The organism is Stieleria neptunia (genome assembly GCF_007754155.1).
Taxonomy (GTDB): Bacteria; Planctomycetota; Planctomycetia; order Pirellulales; family Pirellulaceae; genus Stieleria; species Stieleria neptunia.
The window spans coordinates 2,515,351-2,536,417 of the sequence record NZ_CP037423.1; the positions used below are offsets into that span (position 1 = coordinate 2,515,351).

General features: G+C 58.4%; 10 protein-coding genes. 3 read left to right on the plus strand and 7 right to left on the minus strand.

All coding sequences use genetic code 11. The features are described from left to right. Positions 1 to 382: 382 nt before the first annotated feature. Both Enr13x_RS08810 and Enr13x_RS08815 read right to left on the minus strand, forming a co-directional pair. The gene (locus tag Enr13x_RS08810; protein ID WP_145385666.1) at positions 383 to 7,105 is read right to left on the minus strand and encodes a tetratricopeptide repeat protein; all 6,723 of its coding nucleotides are present in this window, start codon (positions 7,103 to 7,105) and stop codon (positions 383 to 385) included. A gap of 192 nt (positions 7,106 to 7,297) precedes the next feature. Beyond that, entirely contained in the window at positions 7,298 to 8,398 is a 1,101-nt protein-coding gene (locus Enr13x_RS08815) for a cis-3-hydroxy-L-proline dehydratase (RefSeq protein ID WP_145385667.1), read from the minus strand. A 350-nt stretch (positions 8,399 to 8,748) separates the two neighbouring features. Between Enr13x_RS08815 and Enr13x_RS08820 the strand changes: the two genes are divergently transcribed. Then, positions 8,749 to 10,095 carry a sulfatase gene (locus tag Enr13x_RS08820; RefSeq protein WP_145385668.1) on the plus strand — a complete coding sequence of 449 codons (1,347 nt, stop codon included), beginning with the start codon at positions 8,749 to 8,751 and terminating at the stop codon, positions 10,093 to 10,095. A 444-nt stretch (positions 10,096 to 10,539) separates the two neighbouring features. On the opposite strand, the gene Enr13x_RS08825 is transcribed toward Enr13x_RS08820, so the two are convergent. The 5 genes from Enr13x_RS08825 to Enr13x_RS08845 all read right to left on the minus strand — a co-directional run bounded on the left by Enr13x_RS08825 (position 10,540) and on the right by Enr13x_RS08845 (position 17,454). Next, positions 10,540 to 10,815, minus strand: a complete 276-nt coding sequence (locus tag Enr13x_RS08825; RefSeq protein WP_145385669.1) for a hypothetical protein — start codon at positions 10,813 to 10,815, stop codon at positions 10,540 to 10,542. Positions 10,816 to 10,984: 169 nt separating this feature from the next. Continuing rightward, positions 10,985 to 12,406, minus strand: a complete 1,422-nt coding sequence (locus tag Enr13x_RS08830; protein ID WP_145385670.1) for a DUF4832 domain-containing protein — start codon at positions 12,404 to 12,406, stop codon at positions 10,985 to 10,987. Positions 12,407 to 12,850: 444 nt separating this feature from the next. Beyond that, positions 12,851 to 14,395 (minus strand): arylsulfatase B, encoded by a 1,545-nt coding sequence (locus Enr13x_RS08835; protein WP_145385671.1) that lies wholly within the window; start codon positions 14,393 to 14,395, stop codon positions 12,851 to 12,853. Positions 14,396 to 14,813: 418 nt separating this feature from the next. Continuing rightward, complete coding sequence (locus Enr13x_RS08840; protein ID WP_145385672.1) at positions 14,814 to 15,839, minus strand: IS630 family transposase; 1,026 nt, start codon at positions 15,837 to 15,839, stop codon at positions 14,814 to 14,816. Positions 15,840 to 16,113: 274 nt separating this feature from the next. Beyond that, positions 16,114 to 17,454, minus strand: a complete 1,341-nt coding sequence (locus tag Enr13x_RS08845; protein WP_145392196.1) for an IS110 family RNA-guided transposase — start codon at positions 17,452 to 17,454, stop codon at positions 16,114 to 16,116. Between the two features lie 846 nt (positions 17,455 to 18,300). Between Enr13x_RS08845 and Enr13x_RS08850 the strand changes: the two genes are divergently transcribed. Both Enr13x_RS08850 and Enr13x_RS08855 read left to right on the plus strand, forming a co-directional pair. Further along, positions 18,301 to 19,497, plus strand: coding sequence for an IS91 family transposase (locus Enr13x_RS08850; RefSeq protein WP_145385673.1), 1,197 nt, complete (start codon positions 18,301 to 18,303; stop codon positions 19,495 to 19,497). A gap of 735 nt (positions 19,498 to 20,232) precedes the next feature. Next, positions 20,233 to 20,697, plus strand: coding sequence for a hypothetical protein (locus tag Enr13x_RS08855; protein WP_145385674.1), 465 nt, complete (start codon positions 20,233 to 20,235; stop codon positions 20,695 to 20,697). Positions 20,698 to 21,067 lie beyond the last annotated feature (370 nt).

The window sequence follows — 21,067 nt, forward strand, 5'->3', positions numbered from 1 at the left end:
GAGTCAATGGTGAGCCGCTGGCCGTCAGGCCTCGGGCGTGCGTCTGGATGCCCGGCCGCTTACGCGTCGCGGCTCACTCAATCAACAGACCGTGACGCTTCCCGCTGGGGGCGGCGGGTGCAAGCTGAAGCTTGCAGGGGTCGCAAGCTGGAAGCTTACGCCACTTGTGCCGGTTGCTGACCGGGCTGTTGATTGATTCGGGATCTGCGGAGTCAATGGTGAGCCGCTGGCCGTCAGGCCTCGGGCGGGCGCCGAAATGCCCGGCCGCTGACGCGTCGCGGCTCACTCAATCAACAGACCGTGACGCTTCCCCCTGGGGACGGCGGGTGCAAGCTGAGGCTTGCAGGGGTCGCAAGCTGGAAGCTTACGCCACTTGTGCCGGTCAGCGAGCGGCGGGGGCGTCGTCGCGATGATGGAGGCCCGTCAGCACCGACAGGGCTGCCTGGTCACCGTTTTCGTCCGCAATTTCAACCAACCGCGCGATCATTTGCTCCAATGCCGCGTCGACGGATTCGACGTCGCTCCTCTCGATCGCCGTCAATGCCAGGACCCATTCACGCAACGGACCCGCTTTCAACCGTGTCTCCGTAGGCAACGTTTGCAGGCATTCATCGACCAGGTCGCTCAAATCGTCCGGCCTGACGACCGACGCCAACATCAGACGGGCGGGAAGATTGGATGAGGGTTGCTTTTCGCCATCGGCGATGCGATCGAATTCTGTGAGCAGTTTCTGGCATGCATCGCGTCCGGCCGGAGTCTCTGAGGCCGTTCGGATTGCCAGCTCGAACAGGCAATCCCGTGGAGTCTCGGTCAAGCGGTCCAGCTTGGTTGCGTACAGATCCACAGGGGCCTCCTGAACGCCGGCCAACAGATCAGCCCGCATTGCATTGACGTACAAGATGGCGTTTTCGGCATCGACGGATTCGATCGCGGATTCAAGGCGAGTTTCCAAAATCCTTTGATGATTTCGCCCCTGGCTGTATCGTCTGGCCAATTGGAACACCAGGGGCTGGTCCAGGAAACGCCGACAGATTCCGGCGGCATCGATCGGGAAACCGGATTCGAACAGGTGCTCAGCGAGGTGCGCCGCGACCTGCAATTGCCGATTCTCTCGCACGCCCGTGGTGCGCGGATACTCCCACGTGCGGAGTCGCTGCAGCCAACCGCGTCGGGCCAGATCGCCCCGTCCGACTTTGACGTAGGCGCGAAACAGTTGATCCAGTGGCGAGCCGACGGGATGTGATGCGACGGGATCCGATGGCGAATGGCGAACCGCGGCCTGAAAGATTCCGATTTGCAGCATCGCTTTCTGATCGATCGGATCGAGTGTTTCGATCAGTTGGCCGGTTTGCCAAAGCAGTCCGGCGGGAATGTTTCCTGCCGGAGACGCCGTGATCGCTGCATCCAAGCGAGGCGGAACCATCGCGCGAATCCGCTCCGCCGCCGCACCCCGTGTCTCCTCGGCATGCAGTTCATAAACGGCCTTCAGAAACTCGCCATTCGCCTGAGTGTCCTCCGACGCTGAGACATCGACCGCCATGAGAAACCGTTGCGACGCTTGGTCATCGCGATGCAACAGATCCATCAGATCGCTCAACACGCCTGGAACGATTCCCGATTCGTTCCACCCCCGCATGCTCCAAAGTGGCGAATCGTGGCGAAAGGCATCCCGTGAGGTGATGGCATCGACCATCATCGAGGTCAATTCGGGAATCTGCTTCCGTTCGGATTTTGGAATCGCAGCCAACAGCACGTCCAATTGTGTGGCGGCTTGGGGATGGTTCACGACATGCTGGGCAAAGCGTCGCCGAGCCTCGCTGAACGGCCCCGATCCGGGAATCCGGATCACGCTGCAGGCGGATTCGAGGGGGAACGATCGGATGTCGATTCGACAAAGGTGATCAAACAGAATCTCTTGCGAGGTCGACATCGACGCCGCGCGAGTGAACACATTCCAGTGACTCTGCCATTGTTTCGGATCGCGCTCGAACGCGACCAAATATAGCACCGCGGCGTGATGGAATTTCTGTTTGCCTCGCAGCGAACTCGCCCGCCTGATGATTTGGCGCGGCGTCAGCTTCTCCGATTCGATCGTCTGTTCCCAGAGCCGGCCGGCGAGTTCCGGTTCCCCAGCGGCGACATACAAATCGGCGAGTTCTTCGCGATAGACACTCGAGTTCGGAGAGGACTCGAGTTTACGCTTGGTCGTGGTGATCAGGGGCTGCAAGCGGTTCGTCTGGGCCAGGATCTGGATCGCTTGACGCCGTGTACCGGTTCGGTTTGCCTTGCGTGGGTCTTGTTGGCGATGGATGACCGAATAGGCGACTTCCGACGCGGTGATAAAATTACCCGATTCGAGCAGCGATTGCGCCAACTGGATTTGTTCGACAGCATCCGCCACGGGATTGCGGATGGGGACGCGATTCGGGGCGGGGGCGACGGGCTGTTTCCTGATCGCCTGCTGCAACGAAGCGACCGATGCGTTTTTCGAATGGATCGATTCCAATTGTTTCGTCAGGAATGTTCGCGTGTCGTCATCCATCGGCCGAGCGAGTAGCTGTCTGGCGGTGGAACGAACGAGGTCATCGTTGCCCGCCTGTGCGGCCAGAATCACGCGTGCCAATTCGACTTGTTGGCGGGCTGAATCGTCCGTGGTTTTGATTTGATCGAGACGTTCGAATGCTTTAGCCGGTTGCTCGGTGACCACGGCCAGACGCGCCGCTTCGATTTGCAAGTCGAGATCGTCGGGGAACTCATCGGCCAGCGTTTCCAGCTGGACAAAACAATCCAGCGGCCGTTGGTCCCACCACGCCGCGAACGCAGCAAGAATCCGCCGCAATTTCAACTCGTGCGGCGTTGCACCCTCGAGCGGCTCGACCAACCTTTGCAGAAAATCGTCCGGGACCGAAAGGATGGTCGATGAGGATCCTCTCACAGACTGCTTTGGAATCAGCGGCAGCACTCCCCGCAACAGATTGGCCTCGATCAATCGCTTCGATAGTGGCAGCTGCAGTTTGAAAAGTTCATAGCGTGGCGGGTGCAGACCCGGCAACAACACCGGAGTCACGATTTGCAGCTGGTCACCACCAAACAATTCTGACGGGGGCAGACCTTGGCGGTAAAGAATCGACCAGCGCGACCAATGCGCGATCCAAGCATCGGCCAGCAGTTGTCGATGGCGGATCACGAAGGCTTGTTCGTCGTCACTGTTTGGCGAGACGATCCACGGCACCACTTGGTCGGTCATCGATCTGCCGGGGCGACTGGACCTGGCGATCTGGACCAAATCGGCGGCTTTTTCATCCGCCAGTGTGAAAGCGTTTTCCCACAATGCTGCTTGGATTTCTGCGATGCCGCGATGGTAGCTCGACGGGGCGAACGGCTGATCAAGCGTCTCGGAGAACGGATCGTCTTTTCCTGCCAGACGAGACTCCGCCACCAGGTTTTGTCGCAACTGCAGGTCACGTCTAATCGTTTCGATCGGCGCCGAACGCTTCGTCGCCAGGGTCTGGTGTGTTTGGCAAACGTCGGCCAGGATCGCCAGTTTTGCATCGTCGAGCGGTGAAATCTTGTCCTGCCGGGGCCTTGCCAGTACGTGTCGATTGCGTGATCGCCTGGCGAGCAGCTCGGCGAGCGCCGGTTGATCGCTCGCCGGATCGAGCTGGGCGAACCGCCAGATGATCGCTTCGGGTGGCAACGTGTCGGTATCGTCGAGCGAATTTTGAATCGAATGCAGCCGGATTGCGTGGCGAAACGCGTCGACGTCCTCGGACTCGATCGGCGGGTTGGAGAACCGTTTGTCGATCACTTGCTTCGCCGTGATCGGTTGTCCGTTGAGTGACGCCAATTCACGATCCGCGAGAATCTGCACGCAACGCGCGATCCAGTAAGCCTGGAAGTAATCCCCGGGTGCGAGAAAATTGCTGCCGAAGGAGAACGAATAACTTTTGGATCCGTTGTTTCGCCGACTCGTGATGCGTCGTTCATTGAGGAACAAAATGGTCTGCAGTGACGCCGCAGCGGACGCGGGATAGCCATCGCGGCCCACCGAGGCTTGTCTCGGTCGCCGGACTTTGAGCGTCAGGGACGCTCCCGGCGCGGCGCGGCTCACCACAACATACTTCGTGAGTGCGGCGGGGTTCGAGTATCTAGCAGAGGAAACCCGCAAGGTGGCGTTGGACGGGGCCGTCGGGGCAAGGCCTGAGATGGACGCCAAGTCCGGATCGAGTTTCAACCCCGCCACTTCGCCGGCCAACTTTCCGGCTTGGGCCACATGCTCAGCGCGTTCGGGGGCATCGGACAGTAACAGCAGTTGAGCCCGGACGATTTGAATGTCCCACAAGTCGCCATTGTTCTGCAACGCGACGCGACACAGTTCGGCCGCCTGCTCGGGATCGGTGGCTGCGATCCGACGAATGATGGACGCCATCCGCGTGGGATCCTTCGTCGCCTTCATCTCCCGCATCGTCACTTCGGTTTGCGTGATCAATCCGGCTTCCAGTTCGAGCGACGATAGCCGACTTTGATTCGACGGCGTGTCTTCCACACGGACCAGCCGGCGTTGATACGAAACCGCCGCGAGCAAATCGCCGGATTGCGACAAGTGATCGACCATCGCCTGCAGCAGTTTGACATCGCGAGGATGTTTGCCGAGCATCCGCTTGAGAACCGTGTGGGATTGCCGGAAATCTTTGACAACCGTCCAAACGGTCGCGATCAGAATGGGCTTGGTTTTTGGGTCCAGCCCGTCCAGTTCGACGCGTTCCAGCCGGGCCACGAGCTGGTCGATTTCTCCGCGTCGTGCATACAGGGGCACCAGCTGTTGGACCAACTCCGTCCGTGCCGTGAATTCCGGTTCGTATTCGATGGCTTGCCAGAACAAATCGATCGCGGCAAGTGTTTCATACCGTTCGGCGAATCGCCTTGCCAGCGTGACACGTGCTTCGATGTCCCGGGGGTCCACCAGGATGGCTCGTCGCAACGCGCTCTCGCCCGCTTCATCCCGACCGGTCGCCAAGGCGATTCGAGCGTACTGATGATACGATTCCGGTGACGCCGGGTTCGCGTCAATCATGGCTTGAGCGGCATTCAATGCGAGATCCGTTTCGCCCAACTGTTCCCGAAGTTGGACCAGCCGACCGAGATGGTTGACCTGGAAACGTTTGTCCAACTGCACCAACGCTTCCAGATGCGTCGCGGCGGCGGAGAGTCGACCCAATCCGTCGGCGATGTCGACCGCATCGCGAAGGGCCGTCACGTTTTCCGGATCGAGTTTCAGTGCGGCGTCGATCGAAAGCCATGCCGCCGCCGGTTGTCCGTTGGCCCGGAAAAGCAATGCCAGAAACCGCTGGTTTTCCGCCGTCGGTTCTTGGACGGAAACCTGGGCAATCTGCTCGTCCAGTTTGCCCGCCGCCCGCAGTGCTTCGATTCGATGCCGCATCAGCCGCTCGCGTTCTTCGCCGCTTTCCGCCAAACCCGAGGCGTTTTCCAATTCTTGAAACGCCGCGTCGTGCCGATTCGCGTCGGAGAGCACGCGGACGTAATGCAAGCGTTGGTCAAACGACAAATCCAACTCGGCCGCTTGCTGCCAGCTTTGCAGTGCCAGATCGGTCCGCTCGACGGACGCGAAGATTCCGGCCAACTGAATCAGTGTCTCCGCACTGCGCCGCGGGCCCTCGGCAAGGGACCGCCAGACCGCGACCGCATCGTCGTGCCGCCCGAGATCGTGCAGCAGCTCGCCCAGGGAGGCGCGATAGTGTGGGGCGTCGGGGGCCGCATCGATGGCTTGCCGATAGAGTTCGATGGCGCGATCGGAGGCTTCGATGGAATGCATACGTCCAGCGATGATCGCCAGCAGGGCGGCATCATCAGACTTGATTTCCGCGAGCTGATCCCACGCGTCGCGGGCCGCACCGCGCCGTCGCTTGAGACTGATGGATAAATCATCGAGACGGGCTTCTCCCAGACGCAACCGATAGTCGGGATTGGCCGGATCGATGGCGATCAATTGTTCGATTTGTCCAGCAGCCTCGCCGGCCCTGCCTTCGCCTTGGAGAATTTCCACCAAGGCAAGACGGGCATCGACATCTTGCGGCGCGCTGTCGAGCGTCTGCAACAGGATCGTCTCGGCTTCCGCAGTGCGCCCCGATCCCGCCAGGATTTCCGCCAAACGAATCGGCAGCGTGACGTCGTCCGGAAAACGTGCCGATTGGTGCCGGTAATAATCCGCCAACGCGTCGGTGTCGCCGGCGGACAGATAGCTCCGTTCGAATCGGCTGCGGACGTCGGCGTGCAGCCAGCTTCCCGGACGCAAACGGTCCAGAATCGATTGCAATTGCTCGCGGGCCTGCTGCGTTTGACCGATCCGGGCCGTCAGATCAGCGACTTTGATTTGATAGCCGACCCGGGTTTCCGCCGACTTGGCTTGTTCGGCTAATCGTCGATAGTGGTCGAGTGCTGGTTCGTAGGCTTGCTGTGCCACCAAGGCGGTCGCGACCTTTTCCGCGATCGAAGGATCGTCGGGAAATTGATCGACCAACTGTTGCCAAAGCGTGATCGCCCGGTCGACGTGGCCGGTCCGGCAATGCAGTTTGCCGAGATCGAGATAGATGTCCGGTGCGTGTCGACGATCGGGCTGTTTCGCGATGGCACGTTGAAACGCTTCGATCGCCTTTTCGTGTTCACCCGCGTCCGCCAGCGCCTTGGCCAGCTGGTGGCTGACGTTGGCATTTCCAGTCAACAACGCTTCCGCATTTTGCAGGGAATCAACCGCGGCCGATGCGTCTGCCCGCTTGAGCTGAATCAGACCGCGGACCGTCTGCTTGTGACCCGAATGGGCATCATCGAGCGACTGCAGCAATCGATCGAGCGATTGGTGTTGGACATGAAAGTCATAGACCCGATCGAGCGCCGTGCCGGGACGGGGATTCCGTACCAGGACTTCGAGGAACCGATCCGCGATCTGACGTTCTCGATCGGGAGGCTGCGCGGACAAGGGCGACGCGGTGACCAGCAGCGTCAACAGGCCCAGCGCTGCGAAACGGATCGAGACGGCCTGCGAATGAATCGACCTGGAACGCAGTGAGAAGGAAAACCGTGTCGCCATCTTTGTCGTCTCAGGGCGTGCTCAACATCCATTGCCGCAACGCCTGGTCTGCGGCTTGCTGATTCCCAGTATGACGTAGACCCCGTCAATAACGCAAATGTGCGTGAAATCCTCCACTGCCTTTTCTGGTCAGCTCATTTTTTGACGTGAGCCCGGCGTCCATTCTGAGCGTGTTCGCAGCAACGGGGTCGCTCAGCAGCTCCAGACCGGGTCGCCCAGGACGTCGAATTTAGGGGTGATCCCCAGCCCGGGCTCGGTCGATGCCGCCATCCGGCCGTTGACCCGTTTGGGTGCCCCGTCGGCGATCGACTGGGTGACGTAGCTGTTGAAGTCCGTTGACGTGAACAGATAGTCCGTCGGGGTGCTGTGTGCCAGGTGCGCGATCGCGGCGGTGATGATGTCTCCGCCCCAGCTATCTTCGATCGTCATCGCGATCCCCAGGGACACGCACAGGTCGCGCGCCTGTCTGGCTTTGGTCAGTCCGCCGAACTTGCTGATCTTGATGTTGACTGCATCCATCGCACGGTCGGAGGCACCTTTCAGGATCGCGTCGACCGAGTCGATGACTTCGTCCAAGATAAACGGCAGATTGGTGTTTTCGCGAATCGTCAAACACTGCTGATACGTCGCGCAGGGTTGTTCGATGTAAACGTCGACGTCACGCACGGCGCCGACGACCCGCATCGCTTCGTGCATCAACCAGCCCGTATTGGCATCGGCGACCAGTTTATCGCCCGGCTGCAACACCTCTCGGGCCGCGCGGATTCGCTCGATGTCCTCATCGGGTCGGCCACCGACCTTCAACTGGAACCGTCGATAGCCTTCTTCGCGATACCCGGCGACGTTCTCGGCCATCTCGGCGGCCGGTCGTTGGGAGATCGCACGATAGAGCACCACGTCGTCTCCGAATCGGCCGCCCAGCAAGGTGCAAACCGGCAACCCAGAGACTTTGCCCAGGATGTCCCAGCATGCCATGTCGATCGCCGTTTTGACGTAGGGGTGGCCCTTCATCACGCGGTCCATTTTTTGATTCAGCGCCAACAACTCGGTCGGGTCTGCGCCGATCAGTTGGGGGGCGAGTTCTTGGAGCCCCGCCCGGGCTCCGGCGGCGTAGGCGGGCAGGTAGACCGGTCCGAGTGGGCAGACTTCACCGAAACCGACCACGCCCGCATCCGTCTCGATTTGGACGACCGTGGAATCAAAGACGTCGACGCTCTTCCCCTCCGACCAGCTGTAATTGCCTTCCGCCAGGGGCAGGTCGACTTGGTAAACCTTGAATCCGGTAATCTTCATCTCGTCGTCTCGATCGGTAGGGCAATGGGAGATGACTGCCAGGCGAATTCCGCGACGGCAGCAATCGATGTCGAACCGAGAATTTAACAGCAACGGCGTCGTTGCGGCAGCGGTTCGGGGGCAGCGGTCACGTGCGAGGCTCCGGGCGCACCCTTTGATTGATCTTGCGCCTGCAGAATGGCCTTTAGATTCCGCTCGTTGCCTAACCGGTGAGGATGCGTTTGACATCAAACAGGTGACTTCGGTGCCCCTTCGATTCCATGCCGCACCGCAGCCTTGGGAATCGAATACACTGGCACGGTTGAATATCCCCCTCCTCGACCGCCTCCCCCTTACCCCGGCCATCTCCCATGTCGCGATTGATGATTGTCGCCGCCCTGTGCTGTCTCTCCGGTTTCGCTTCGGCGGCGGATCGACCGAACGTTCTGTTCATCGCCGTCGATGACTTGAACCATTGGTTGACGCATTTGAACCGCAACCCGCAGGCTCGCACGCCGAACTTTGATCGGCTGGCCCGTCGCGGCGTCACCTTCACCAACGCCCATTGTGCCGTGCCGGCTTGCGAACCGTCGCGTTGTGCGTTGATGAGCGGACGGCGACCGTGGGTGTCAGGCTGCTACAAAAACGGTCACGCCTGGAAAAAACACCAAGCGGCCGGCGAGGGGTTGAGCGCGCAATTTCTAAACGCCGGTTACCACGTCGCCGGTGCCGGAAAAATCTACCACTCCCGACAGTACTACCCCAGCGAATGGACCGAGTACATGTCCGACGACGGGTTAAGTGCGAACGGACCGGGGGTAAAAAAAATGGATGGGTACCACGACGATGTGACGCACCCCAACCTGAAAGACGACGACATCATGGATTGGCACTGCGTCAACTACTGCATCGAACGCATCACCAAGAAAAGCGACAAGCCGTTCTTCGTCGCCTGCGGACTGTACAAACCCCACCTGCCGTTCGTCGCCCCGCGAAAGTACTACGATGCGTTTCCGCTGGAATCGATCCAGTTGCCGCCGCACATCGAAAACGACTTGGCCGACATTCCGCCGTCGGGCGTGAAGATGGCCGGCCCACAAGGCGACCACGCCAAATTCCTCAAGAGTGGTCGTTGGAAGGCCGCGATTCAATCCTATCTGGCGACGTGCAGCTACACCGACATGAACCTCGGTCGATTGCTCGATGCACTTGACGCCAGCCCGAACAAAGACAACACGATCATCTGCCTGTGGAGCGATCACGGTTGGTCGCTGGGCGAAAAGGAACACTGGCGTAAGTTCGCGCTGTGGGAAGAAACCACGCGGACCGCCTTCATCTGGGTCGTGCCGGGATTGACGACGCCCGGCACACGCTGTGACCGTTCGGTGGATTTGATGTCGGTGTACCCGACGCTGTGCGAATTGACCGGCATCGCGACCCCGGATCACGTCAGTGGTCGAGACATCTCGTCGTTGCTGCGGGATCCGCAAGCGGCTTGGGAATTCCCGGCGATCACCACGCACGGACGCGGCAACCATTCGGTCAAGACCGAGACGCATCGTTACATCCGCTACGCCAACGGCGAAGAAGAACTCTACGACGTCGTCGCCGATCCTTACGAATGGAAGAACCTGGCCTCGAAACAGGGAAGTGACGCTATTAGGTCACAGTTGGCCAAGTGGTTGCCGAAGCAGGAAAAGCCCGAGCCAAAGAAGTAGGGCATGCTGTGCATGCCACCCGTCACGCACAGCGTGACCTACATCACTGAGAACGAGAAAAAGTAGGGCATGCTGTGCATGCCATCGTGACGTCATGCACAGCGTGACCTACTGCAGCGTCTATCGGTAGATGTCATGCGGGGGAGCCATGGACCGTCTGGCAATCCGCTTCCCTCGATCGATCTGATCGAACAGACGATCTCCGGTACCACAGCAATGGATCACACCCACGGATGGCAGCGCGTACCCACGGATCCCAGGCTGCTTTCTATCCGTGGGTTCGCTCTGCCATCCGTGGGTTCATTTAAATCGGGCACTCGGGGCTGTCCTTAGGCTGGCGTTTCCAGCGTCGCACTGCAACCCGCCGGTTTGACTCCGCGATCCAATCAGACGGATGACCGGCGCATGACGTTTACCGCTAGACGGTCCACTACGGCGGCAAGATCACGTCGGGACGTATTCCACCACGTGACCGATTTTGATCACAAACGGATGGGTTTTGTGGCTCTTGAAAAAGCCGCTGACCGTCACGCCCTCCGGGTTCTCGATCACTTTGACGATGTTGACATACGGGACGTGGAAAACGTTCGCGTCATCGCCGGATCGAACCGAAAAATAATCGTCCTCGGCGGCAAGCAACGACGCCGATTCGATCCGGTGGGCACTGTGAATGTTAATCCCGATCTCGTTGCCCATTTGCGTTTCAATCAGCTTTTTCATGACACTTCAACTCAAACGTTGTTTGGGATCCGCTGCACGGAATGACGTGCAATTCCCCAATCCTATCAGAACAGCCCCGGGCTTTGTGGATGGATTGCCACCTTGTTCCAGCCTACACGCCCCATCATTCTGCCCCGAATCATTCTGCCGTCCCTCCGCTGATTTTCCGCTACCGCAAGCGAATTTTCCCGAGGGTCAACCAGCCCGGTTTCGTTTGTCCTTGCTCCGCGTTGGCGAACCGCAACGGTTTGCCTCCTTGGAGTGGATGGACCACTCGCATCAACACGCTGTAGGTTCCCGAAAGCCCTGCGGTGTCGATCGACGCCGATAATTCATGCGCCGTTGCACTCGGCAAGTGCCCCCGCATGGACAGCCCCGGAACGAGCCTTCGTTTGGCAATTTTGCCGGCTTCATCGACAAGAGCCACTTCGGTGGGCCAGTCGGCATAGAACGGCGCGACGCCTTGATTGATCAACTGCAGATTGATTTTGCATCGGCCAGTTCGTTCATCGGGGAAAAACGCCGCACGGCGGACAAAGAAATCATACCCCATCCGCCGGACTTCGCGCGTTGCACGTTCCAACCGCTGCGGTGAAGCGACTTCACGAAACAGACCAGTGTCCATCAACCACGTCGCGTGTGTTTGGCTGACACAGTCGCGGAAACTCTGCGCCTGCTTGGGCCACTGATCAGGGGCGTCAAAGATTTTGCCCCAAGCCTCCGGGCGAATCTCGCCGCCGATCGGATGGGATTTCCATTTGTTGATTGCCGCGCCACCGGCGGCCTTGAGCGCCGGCATGTAGAACCAATCGTCTTCCTGTTTACCGGTGTCGATCGTCGCCCAGGCAAACGAATCGTCGTGATAACCGAAGGGGCGCGAGGCGTTTTCGGTCTGGTAGCCGTGATCCGGTCCGGCCGGGTAGCGCAGCAGGACGGGAGTCGACGGGAACGCGGCTTCGTAGGCATCCAACACGATGCCTTGGGTTCCTTTGCTGGCCCAGAGGTCGCTTCGTGGATACGTATGCCATTCTCCCCAGGTGCCCAGCAAGCCGGCGGTGATGTAGGCCAACCGTGCGTCTCCGTCGTACTTGTCGCCGAACGCGGCGATGAACGCACGAAACGCCGAACGGAGCTGTTCGTCCTCGTAGTCCGGTGTCGTGATCTGTTTCGGCGGCAGCGGCGCCGTGTTGGTGTTCAGGTACGTGTGCAGCTTCAATCCGCCCTTGATCAGATACTTCGGAATCCCTCTCTTCTTGCCGGGGTATTCGACGTAGATGCGAACCACGGCCTGGTTGCCGCGCGAAGCGATGTCGTCGAGTAACTTTTCCAGCGGCCGCCAATCGAATGCGTCTTCCGCGAGCATCAGATCGCTGAGTGCCAGATAGCTGAACTCCATGCTGTGCGGGAATCGATCCGGGTAGGGACGCGCGTACGGCACCAACCCCTTGAGCGGATTGTCGAGCGGGCTGTCGGCCGGTTTCAGGTCAAACGCTTGCTGCGCGTGGGTCGTGGTCCGGTCGCCGAGCAACGCAAGCAAATAAATGACAGTGCAACAGAAGATTCGCAGTATCGCGTGAACTCGGTTTTTCATCGGAGATACCTAAAGGGTTGTGGAGGTAACGTCGCCCTGTTTTTCGAGTACGACGGCCCTTCCGGGCCGTCGTCCGTCGGGCTCTGCCCGACGACGACCTGGAAAGGACGTCGTACAACGATCCGCTGACCACATCGCACTCAATCGACTAGGTCGTACGTGAGTGTTGGTGTCCAGCCTTCAGGCGCCTTGTTTTTCGAGTACGACGGCCCTTCCGGGCCGTCGTTCGTCGGGCTCTGCCCGACGACGACCTAGAAAGGACGTCGTACAACGATCCGCTGACCACATCGCACTCAATCGACCAGGTCGTGCGGAGTGTTGGTGTCCAGCCTTCAGGCGCCTTGCAGGTGCCTTGAGGCACCCCGCGCACCCCGCACAGCGCCCTGCGGGGCGAATCGGCGGAAGCCTGGGCACCAGCGCCACCCCGTTCCAAGACACTGCGACCTAACGGCCGTCGCCGCTGTACTGGATCGTCGCACCGGTCGGCGCTTGGGGCCACGGGGTCTCGCCGGGCGCCCACGACTGGGGCTGCTTGATCCGCACCGCCATCACGCGTTCTTTCAACCAGTCCGGCGCGTCGCGATTTTCGGCTTGTCCATAAACCCACGGCTGGGGCGTGCGCATCAATCGCGGCGGCGAGCCGAGCACCTTTTCCAGCGGCGGCCGTTGCTTGCCGATCGCATCAAGACGCGATTTCAACCGCGCGACGATTTCCGGATGTTTTGCAGCGATGTCCGTCGACTCGCTCGGATCGCTGACGACGTTGTAAAGCATGTCACCCATCAGTTTGTAGTCGCCCGATCGAATCGTCGGCAAACGCACGCTGCCGGCGACTTCGTAAACGACCTCCGTTCGTGGACTCGGTTGTCCGTTCAAGATTACCCCTGACATGTCCATTCCATCGAGCGTCTGACAGGGTTCGGTGCTGCCGCCGGCGAGGCTGACAAACGTGGGCAGCAAGTCCACGACGTGCATCATCGCGTCGTTGGTTTTTCCGGCGGGAATTTTTCCGGGCCATCGCATCGTGCACGCCACACGAACGCCGCCTTCAAAGGTCGTGTTCTTCGTCCCGTGGTACGGACGGTTGACCTCTTCGGTCAGCCCCCCGTTGTCGTTGGCGAACACGACAATCGTGTTGTCGGCGAATCCGTGTTGATCGACCGCGCCGACGATCCGCCCCACGGCGTCGTCCAAACACTTCAATGCCGCCGAGCGTTTATCCAGCGTGTCGGTGTAACGTGGAATTTCTTCCAGCGGTCCATGAATCGCATTGAAGGGGACATAGATGAAAAACGGAACATCATCGCTGCGCTCAGAAATCAAACGGACCGCTTCGTTGGCGAACAAGTCAGTCGAGTAGCCCTGTTCGTCGAGTGGTTGTTGATTGCGATGCCAGTCATAAACCGCAAAGGTTGCCGGTGAATTGTGGGGGATCGTGTAGTTGTTGTAATCGATGCCCCAGCCGTAGTGACCGTACTGGTGATCAAAGCCTTGGCCCATCGGCAGTTGTCCGGGCAGCCATTCGCCCAGGTGCCACTTGCCGATCAAGGCGGTGTAGTAGCCCGATGCCTTCAAGGCTTCGGCGATCGTGTGTTCGCCCGTGTCCAGTCCGTGCAGCATCCGCGTCGGTGTGCCGTCGGGTGTGTGTGCGAGTTCCAGACCGAGTTTTTTCAGGTAACTCGGTTTGCCAAAATCTTCCGAGCGCCAATCCATCCAATTGCGAAACGCGTAACGGCCGGTCATCAAGGCGCAGCGGGTCGGGGCGCAAACTGAATGGGCATAAAACTGCGTCAGCCGCAGACTTTCGCCGGCCAGACGATCCAGGTTGGGAGTCAAATCCGGATTGCCGCCCTGAAACCCCGGATCGGCCCAACCCATGTCGTCGGACAACATCAAAACAATATTTGGCTGTTCGGCCGCGGATGACGGCGAAGCGAAACACGCCCAGGCGACCAGGGCGATGATGGCAAAACGATTCGAAAGTTGCATGGGGAGCCGGTTGAGGAGGGGAAGAGGAAAGAAGTTGCAATCGGGTAAAGCCTATTGTAATCATCCACCTCGATCCAAGGCCCCGGCTTCGGAGTCACAAGCGAAGCCTCCCCGGCACGAACGTTTCCCAGGAAATGTGGTGTCCAGCGTTCTTCACGTTTCGCATCATTCCCAAGCTGGACGGTCCCGTCGAAGGCCTCCCAACGACGCCTCGGGACGTCAATTCAATTACTTAGGACCGTCGGAAGAATAAGTGGGATAGGCTTCCAGCCTGTCATGGCGAAAACGACAGGCTGGAAGCCTATCCCACAATCAATCCCCGCCACTAATTCTTCCGACGGTCCTTACGGATTTGGCAACCGATTGAGTCTCTCTCCCACTGAGGGTTCTTCGCGGATATTAAGCACGTCAGCACGAGTTATTCGGCATAACTTTCAAGTGATGGCATGTAGGTTACCTCACCGATTTCGCATAGCTTCGTCGTCAGCGTTTGTAACAAGGTTTTGAATCGTTCCCAGGCCGTGGCGGGCATTTGTTGATACTTTAGTTGCCTCCATAGTCGCTCGATCGAATTCAGTTCGGGACTATACGGCGGAAGATGATAAACCAGCAGCCCACGCTCTGCCCAGCGTTCGATCGATGCTTCAAAAGCTCCGCTGGTGTGGCAAGATGCATTGTCGAGGATGACCACCGTTGTTTGGTCAATCGTCTCACAAAAATCATCCATGATTTCAATGACCGTTTGCGTGTTGACGTACCCTTTGTGAAGATAGGTATGGGTGGTTCCATCTTGATGCTCAAAGCCAAGTGCCTGAACCGTCGCCCCATGGGCGCCGGTGACTGGCACATCGGTCCGTTCGCCGATGGGAAGCCATCCGTATGGCACCACGCCCTTAAGCGAAAATCCCGCTTCGTCAAAGTATACGACATCCAGTTCAGGTTCATTGAGCAACTCGGCGAGTTCCTCTTGAGCCAACCGGAAAGCCTTTTCGTCTCGTTTTTTCCGCAGGCTGCGCCGAAACCGCTTCCAGCTCAAATTGAATCGTCGGGCGTAACGACGCAGCGAATGTCGGCTGATCGATTTGCCGGTCCGTGTTCGCAAACGCGACAGGACTGTGGCAGGCCGGGAGGGAAATTGCCGCAACAAATCTTTGAGGATTTGCTCTTCCTGTTCATTGAGCTTCCTCGGTCCGCCTGGTCGCTTTTCGTCCAGCAGGGCGTCTGGTCCGTCTTGTTCAAAGTGTTTGATCCAAGCTCGCACGCTGTCTCTACTGACACTAAGAATATCGACGATCTGCTCAATTTCGTATTGAGCATCGCTCAGAAGAATCGCGTGTGCCCGTATTCGTGTGTAATGGTTTGGATGCTGTTTCCAAAGCTCAATCAGACGGTCACGTTGCTGCTGGTTCGTGATTTTCGCGAAAACGGTTGCAGGTCTTGCCATGGTAAGTCTCCCGTGATTGTCGGGAGGCACCGACCTTGCCAGGCCCGTCCGACGACCGGACAATTAGCTAGCAAAAGAACGAACCGCGCCCATCGTGACAAACCTGCAAAAGCCTTGCCAATTTCCATGAACTACACATGCTCACGTGCTTAGTGGGTGCTCTCGAATACTCGGGGAAGGTTTTTTGAGGGATGACTGCGATGTCCGATGGTTCTGTTCGGTAGGATGGCGAAGCCAGGTGAAGCGGAGGCGGGCTCTGCTCTCAAGGAACTTCCTACCCAGCTAGTTCATTGGGGACCACTCGCAGGTTGAGTGCAGCTGCCCGTTTCGCCAGGTTTTCCATTGCTCGCTTCTTGTATTGCTGTTCGTAATAGTCGTTGCCGACATCGACATATTCCCTCCCGTACTTCAGCATCCCATAAACTATTTTCGCGAGCTTGTGGGCCGTCGCCGTGATCGCTTTGGGTGAACCAAGACGGGAACGGATCCTGCGAAAGAACGCTCCTAAGGCGCAGTTTGATCGTGCCAGGGACGCGGCGGCTGTTCGAAGTGCGGCGGCGGCTCGGTTCGCACTTGTACGTGTTTTACCACTGAGCAATTTCCCACCTGTCTTCTTACTGCCCGGACATAGGCAAAGCCAAGAAGTGAAATGCTTCTCTGTTGCCCACCTACTCATGTCGGTACCGATTTCAGAAATCAGTGTGATTGCGGATTGACCGCTAATCCCATCAATGGTCGTCATGTCGACGCCCAGCACCCGGTAGAGCTGATTGCGCATATCGAACCGGGGGCTATTGCTTCCAGCTTTAGGAGCCTTCAGCTTCGGCAGAATCTCACCGTCACTTCGGTCGGAAAATGTACCCAAATGTTCTTCAAGCTTGGAATCGACTTCCGACAGTTTGGAACCGTAAAAACGGTACAGTTCCAGAGCCTGTTTTAACGCAAATACATGTTCTTCACGCCAATTGCCTTCCAGAGCTTTCGCGATCGTCGACTCGTCATTTTTGCACCTTGGATCGCGAAGTTTTGCGAGTAGGTGAGGGTCTCGACTGCCCGCAACAATGGCATCCAAAATGGCAAGGCCAGTGGTGCCGGTGATGTCCGAAATGACGTGATGGAGCTGGACATTCATTTCCATCATCGCCTTCTGCATCCGTTGGATATGCTCGCTCGCGTTGGCGACGAGCATGGCTCGTTGCCGCATGTAAGAACGCAGAACACAAATTGCCGAATCCGGTCGAAACGATCCGGCCAGCAAACCGTATGTGTGAAGCTGCTGGATCCACTGGCAATCCAAGACATCCGTTTTTCGGCTAGGAACGCTCTTCAGCTTGCCAGGCTCAACAAGCTTCACTTCAAACCCCCTGGCTTCGAGAAGCTCGAAAACTGGAATCCAATAGACCCCTGTTGACTCCATTGCAATCGTTTTGATTCCGCACTCTTCCAACCAATCTGCGAGCGACGCCAGATCGGATGTAAAGGTGCCGAAGCAGCGAACGTGTGATGAGTCGCGATCGGAGGGCACGGCAACATAGTGCTGGGTCGAACCAATATCGATGCCGGCAGCGTTCAAGTTGATTGTGTCAAGTGATTGTGGAACGGGTGCGTTGTCAATCGGAAACCCACCACGTGATCGACGCTTAGGTTTCCCAGAGGATTTCTTCTTGGCCATGGCGGAACTCCGAAAGGTGACTTCAACGGAAAAACGCGGCAGGCGCGGGAGTAGGGCTCTGTTATTCTCTCAAACGGGGTCAACGCCGTGAGGCGAGCCACCAATGTCATTTTCAAGCAAACTCCCGGGACCAGGCTGAGAAGCGGGCACGAAGCACCACGTAGAGAACGGCCTCCACGACCCGCCGCGTATCCGACATGATAATCCTCACACCCAGTTCCTCGGAATCATTTGGTCACTTGTGGCCTGCGGCGGCTGAGGAGCAACCCGCCAAGGAATCACCTGGTCTGCGATGCGCCGAAGGTGCTTCGTGCCCTCCGCCGGCCCCCGTGTCGGCGAAGGGTCGTTTGAACCGAGCGTTTGTCCTCGCTCTCCCCATTCGGACATCGCAGCAATGCCTCGAAAAACCTGGGTCCTGAGCGATTAGCCACTAAAATCCACGAAGAACCCCTTCTGGGAGAGACGGCGTTTGCGCAGCAAGCAAACGCCAGAGGGGGCCGGCGCTGCAAAAGTCTCAGCGACTTCCGCTACGATCAACGCCGCCGTTTATCAATTCGACGTCCTCTGGAAGGAGGGCTCAACGCCCGCTGCCGACCGCTTCCCGCCATCTCCACCGGCTGATCCACCCACAATCTTGAACGACTCGCTCCAAACCCGTAAGATTGGGTGGTAGGAGATATTCCGCGGTCCAGCCGAGGAATATGTGCTTTTTACCTCGGTTCAACCACCAATAATCAATCGTTGAACTGGCCTTCGGGTTGAGCTGCAAACATTGATTGCGAGGTGCCGATGGCCATCACGCTTCAACAGATTTTCGGACGCTATTTCGACTCCTTCGCCTCGCGTTTTCACGTCTCGCGGGAGATGCTTCGCGCCGCATGGTGCATCCAACACTGTCGCACTCGGACGCTCGGTGGGCACGTCAACAGTTGCCCCGAAGGTCACTACCACAGCATCGCCTACAACTCCTGTCGGCATCGGTGCTGCCCCCAGTGCGCCTGGGTGGCCCGAGAGCAGTGGCTGGCCAAATGTAAGCAACGCTTGCTGCCCTGCCCGCATCATCACATCGTCTTCACACTCCCGAGCGAACTGAATCGAATCTGGCGGTTCAACAAGGCTGCCTATGCAGAGACCCTCTTCAACGCCGCGAAGGAAACACTCCAGCAACTGCTCAAGGACCCCAAGTACCTCGGTGCGAAGCCTGGGATCCTGGCGGCGCTGCACACCTGGAACCAGACCCTGTTGCCGCACGTGCACTTGCATTGCATCGTCACCGCCGGCGGGCTGGCTGGTGATGGGACGTGGCGCCGTCCCCAAAAAGATTGTTTGCTGCCCCGCAAAGTGTTGATGCTCAAGTTCCGCGGCAAATTCAAGGCGATGCTTCAGCAGAAGGTTCAATCAGGCAAGATCCAATTGCCCGACTCGATGAGCGCGTCCGACTTTCAGAAGCTGTTGGCCAAGCTCAGCGACAAACCGTGGAACGTCAAAATATTTGACGCCTATCGTGATGGCTCCGGTGTGGCGACCTATTTGGCTCGGTACATCAAGGGCGGCCCGATCGGCAAGTCACGGTTACTGGACGTTCAAGATGACAAGGTCGTGTTTCGCTATCGGATTGGAACGCAGGACGGTGGGGACGGGAAACGTCAGGGGGTGACCGCGTTGCCGATCGATCAGTTTCTCGGCCGCTGGCTGGAGCACGTGCCGCCGCGGCGATTTCAGACGGTCCGCGGCTACGGTCTGTACAGCGGCAACCAATACTCCCAGCTCGATGAGGCCCGTGCCGCGCTCGGCGTGGAGCCGCCAGAGTCCGACTCGCTTGAACAGTTGACTTGGCAACAATGGTGCGAGTCGGCCGGGCTGCTTGATGCTTGCACGTGTCCGGTGTGTGGTAAACGGTTGGTCTCGCATCACGAATTTTCCGCCGGGCGGGATCCTCCCTCTGATGCGTATTCTTGGCGTGAGAAACAAGGGCAAGCCGCATGATGCCGCTGGAGAATTTCACAAGGGACAGCCATTGCCACCGACGGTACCGAAGGTGCGCGCCCGATGAGGTCCATTCGTTGGGGACAGCTGCGAGAATCCCCCACGACGGGTCGTTCGATCGGGTAAACTCCTAAACATCGGTCGAGCCGGTCCCACGACATCGGGGCCGAACGAAGGCCTCGTTCAACCAAAAAATGCACCCGAGTCGCGAAGTCGGGCGTTTTGACATTGGAGAATCTCTCGTCGCGACCGGGTGATTTTAAACGTTCACGCTGGTAACCCACGCCTGACGACAGCGTCCACTTCTTCTTTTGCGTCTTCTCGCGTTCTCTTGTGGCAATTGATTTGCTGTCGTTTGATCGTGACCCGAAGGGCGCCCACCGGAATTCGTCGAACCTCCGTTTCCTGGGTTTCGCATTTGATGTCACGGTTCGATAGGTGCGCGGTCGACTCGGCCGAAGAAGACAAACCGACGCCTGTCGATCCCAACGCTGACAACCGACGCCTGACGTGCCGACCGCTGATTGGGATACCGAATTTCCCACGGCGATTCCGATCGAGTACATTGGCAATCAGCGATGATGGAACGGGCTGTCGTCGTGGCCGGACGCGTGAACCACGTGGTGCACCGCAGTCGGCGAGTTGAGTTTGTTTTTGAGTTCAGGTCCATCGCGCCGACGCGGTGACCACCGCCGTTCCCCTACTTAAGAACAAGCTCTCACGAAACGCATCAACGTGAAATTTACGCTGGCAACACTGCTGCTATTTGTCACGGCCTTCGCCATCGCGTTCGCAATGGTCTCGAATCCCAGCGGTTTCGGTGCGGACGCCGTCTACGTGTTTCATGTTCTCGCGGCTGCAACCGCCCTCGTCATCGCGCGGTACACCAAGGGATCGATTCACGCTTACGCACTTACGTTTGGCGTATTTGGATTTGCGACTCACTTTATGCACGCTTGCCCCTATGATTTGCAGCAATGGATCTACGAGAACATAACGTACGATGGCCCCGATACCTTGCCGATGGGCAATGGTTGGGAAATGGGGCCGCATCGCATCATCGCGACTTGGTTTGATCTATTGATCGCATTGTTTGCCGCATCCCTTGCATCGAGTATCATTCGAGGATTCGAGAACGACGATGCAGAAACCGCAACACAACAAGGGGAACCATCACATGCACCGAAGGACGCGAGCTGAGCGGTTTGGCAATGGAGAGTCTCTCGCGCGTCCTCGGTGATGTGTACCGTTCATCGGCTTCAGGTCAGATCAAGCGAGCGTTGCGATGGACACTGCGACGAGCAAACGTCCAACGCCTGAAGACGACTCGCGTACCAGAACAATCCAACGCCTGTCAATAATCCGACGCCTGTCGATTCAACCAACGCCTGTCGAATAAACCGACGCCTGTCAAAATCCGACGCCTGTCAAAATCCGACGCCCGGACACTGCACCGCTGACCTCCGACGCCTGACCACTCGGTAGCAAGTTTGCTTTCGGAGATTCGCATCGGGTAAAGTAAAGCAACGGATGACCGAGACGCCCGAACACGAGCACGCGATGAACAATG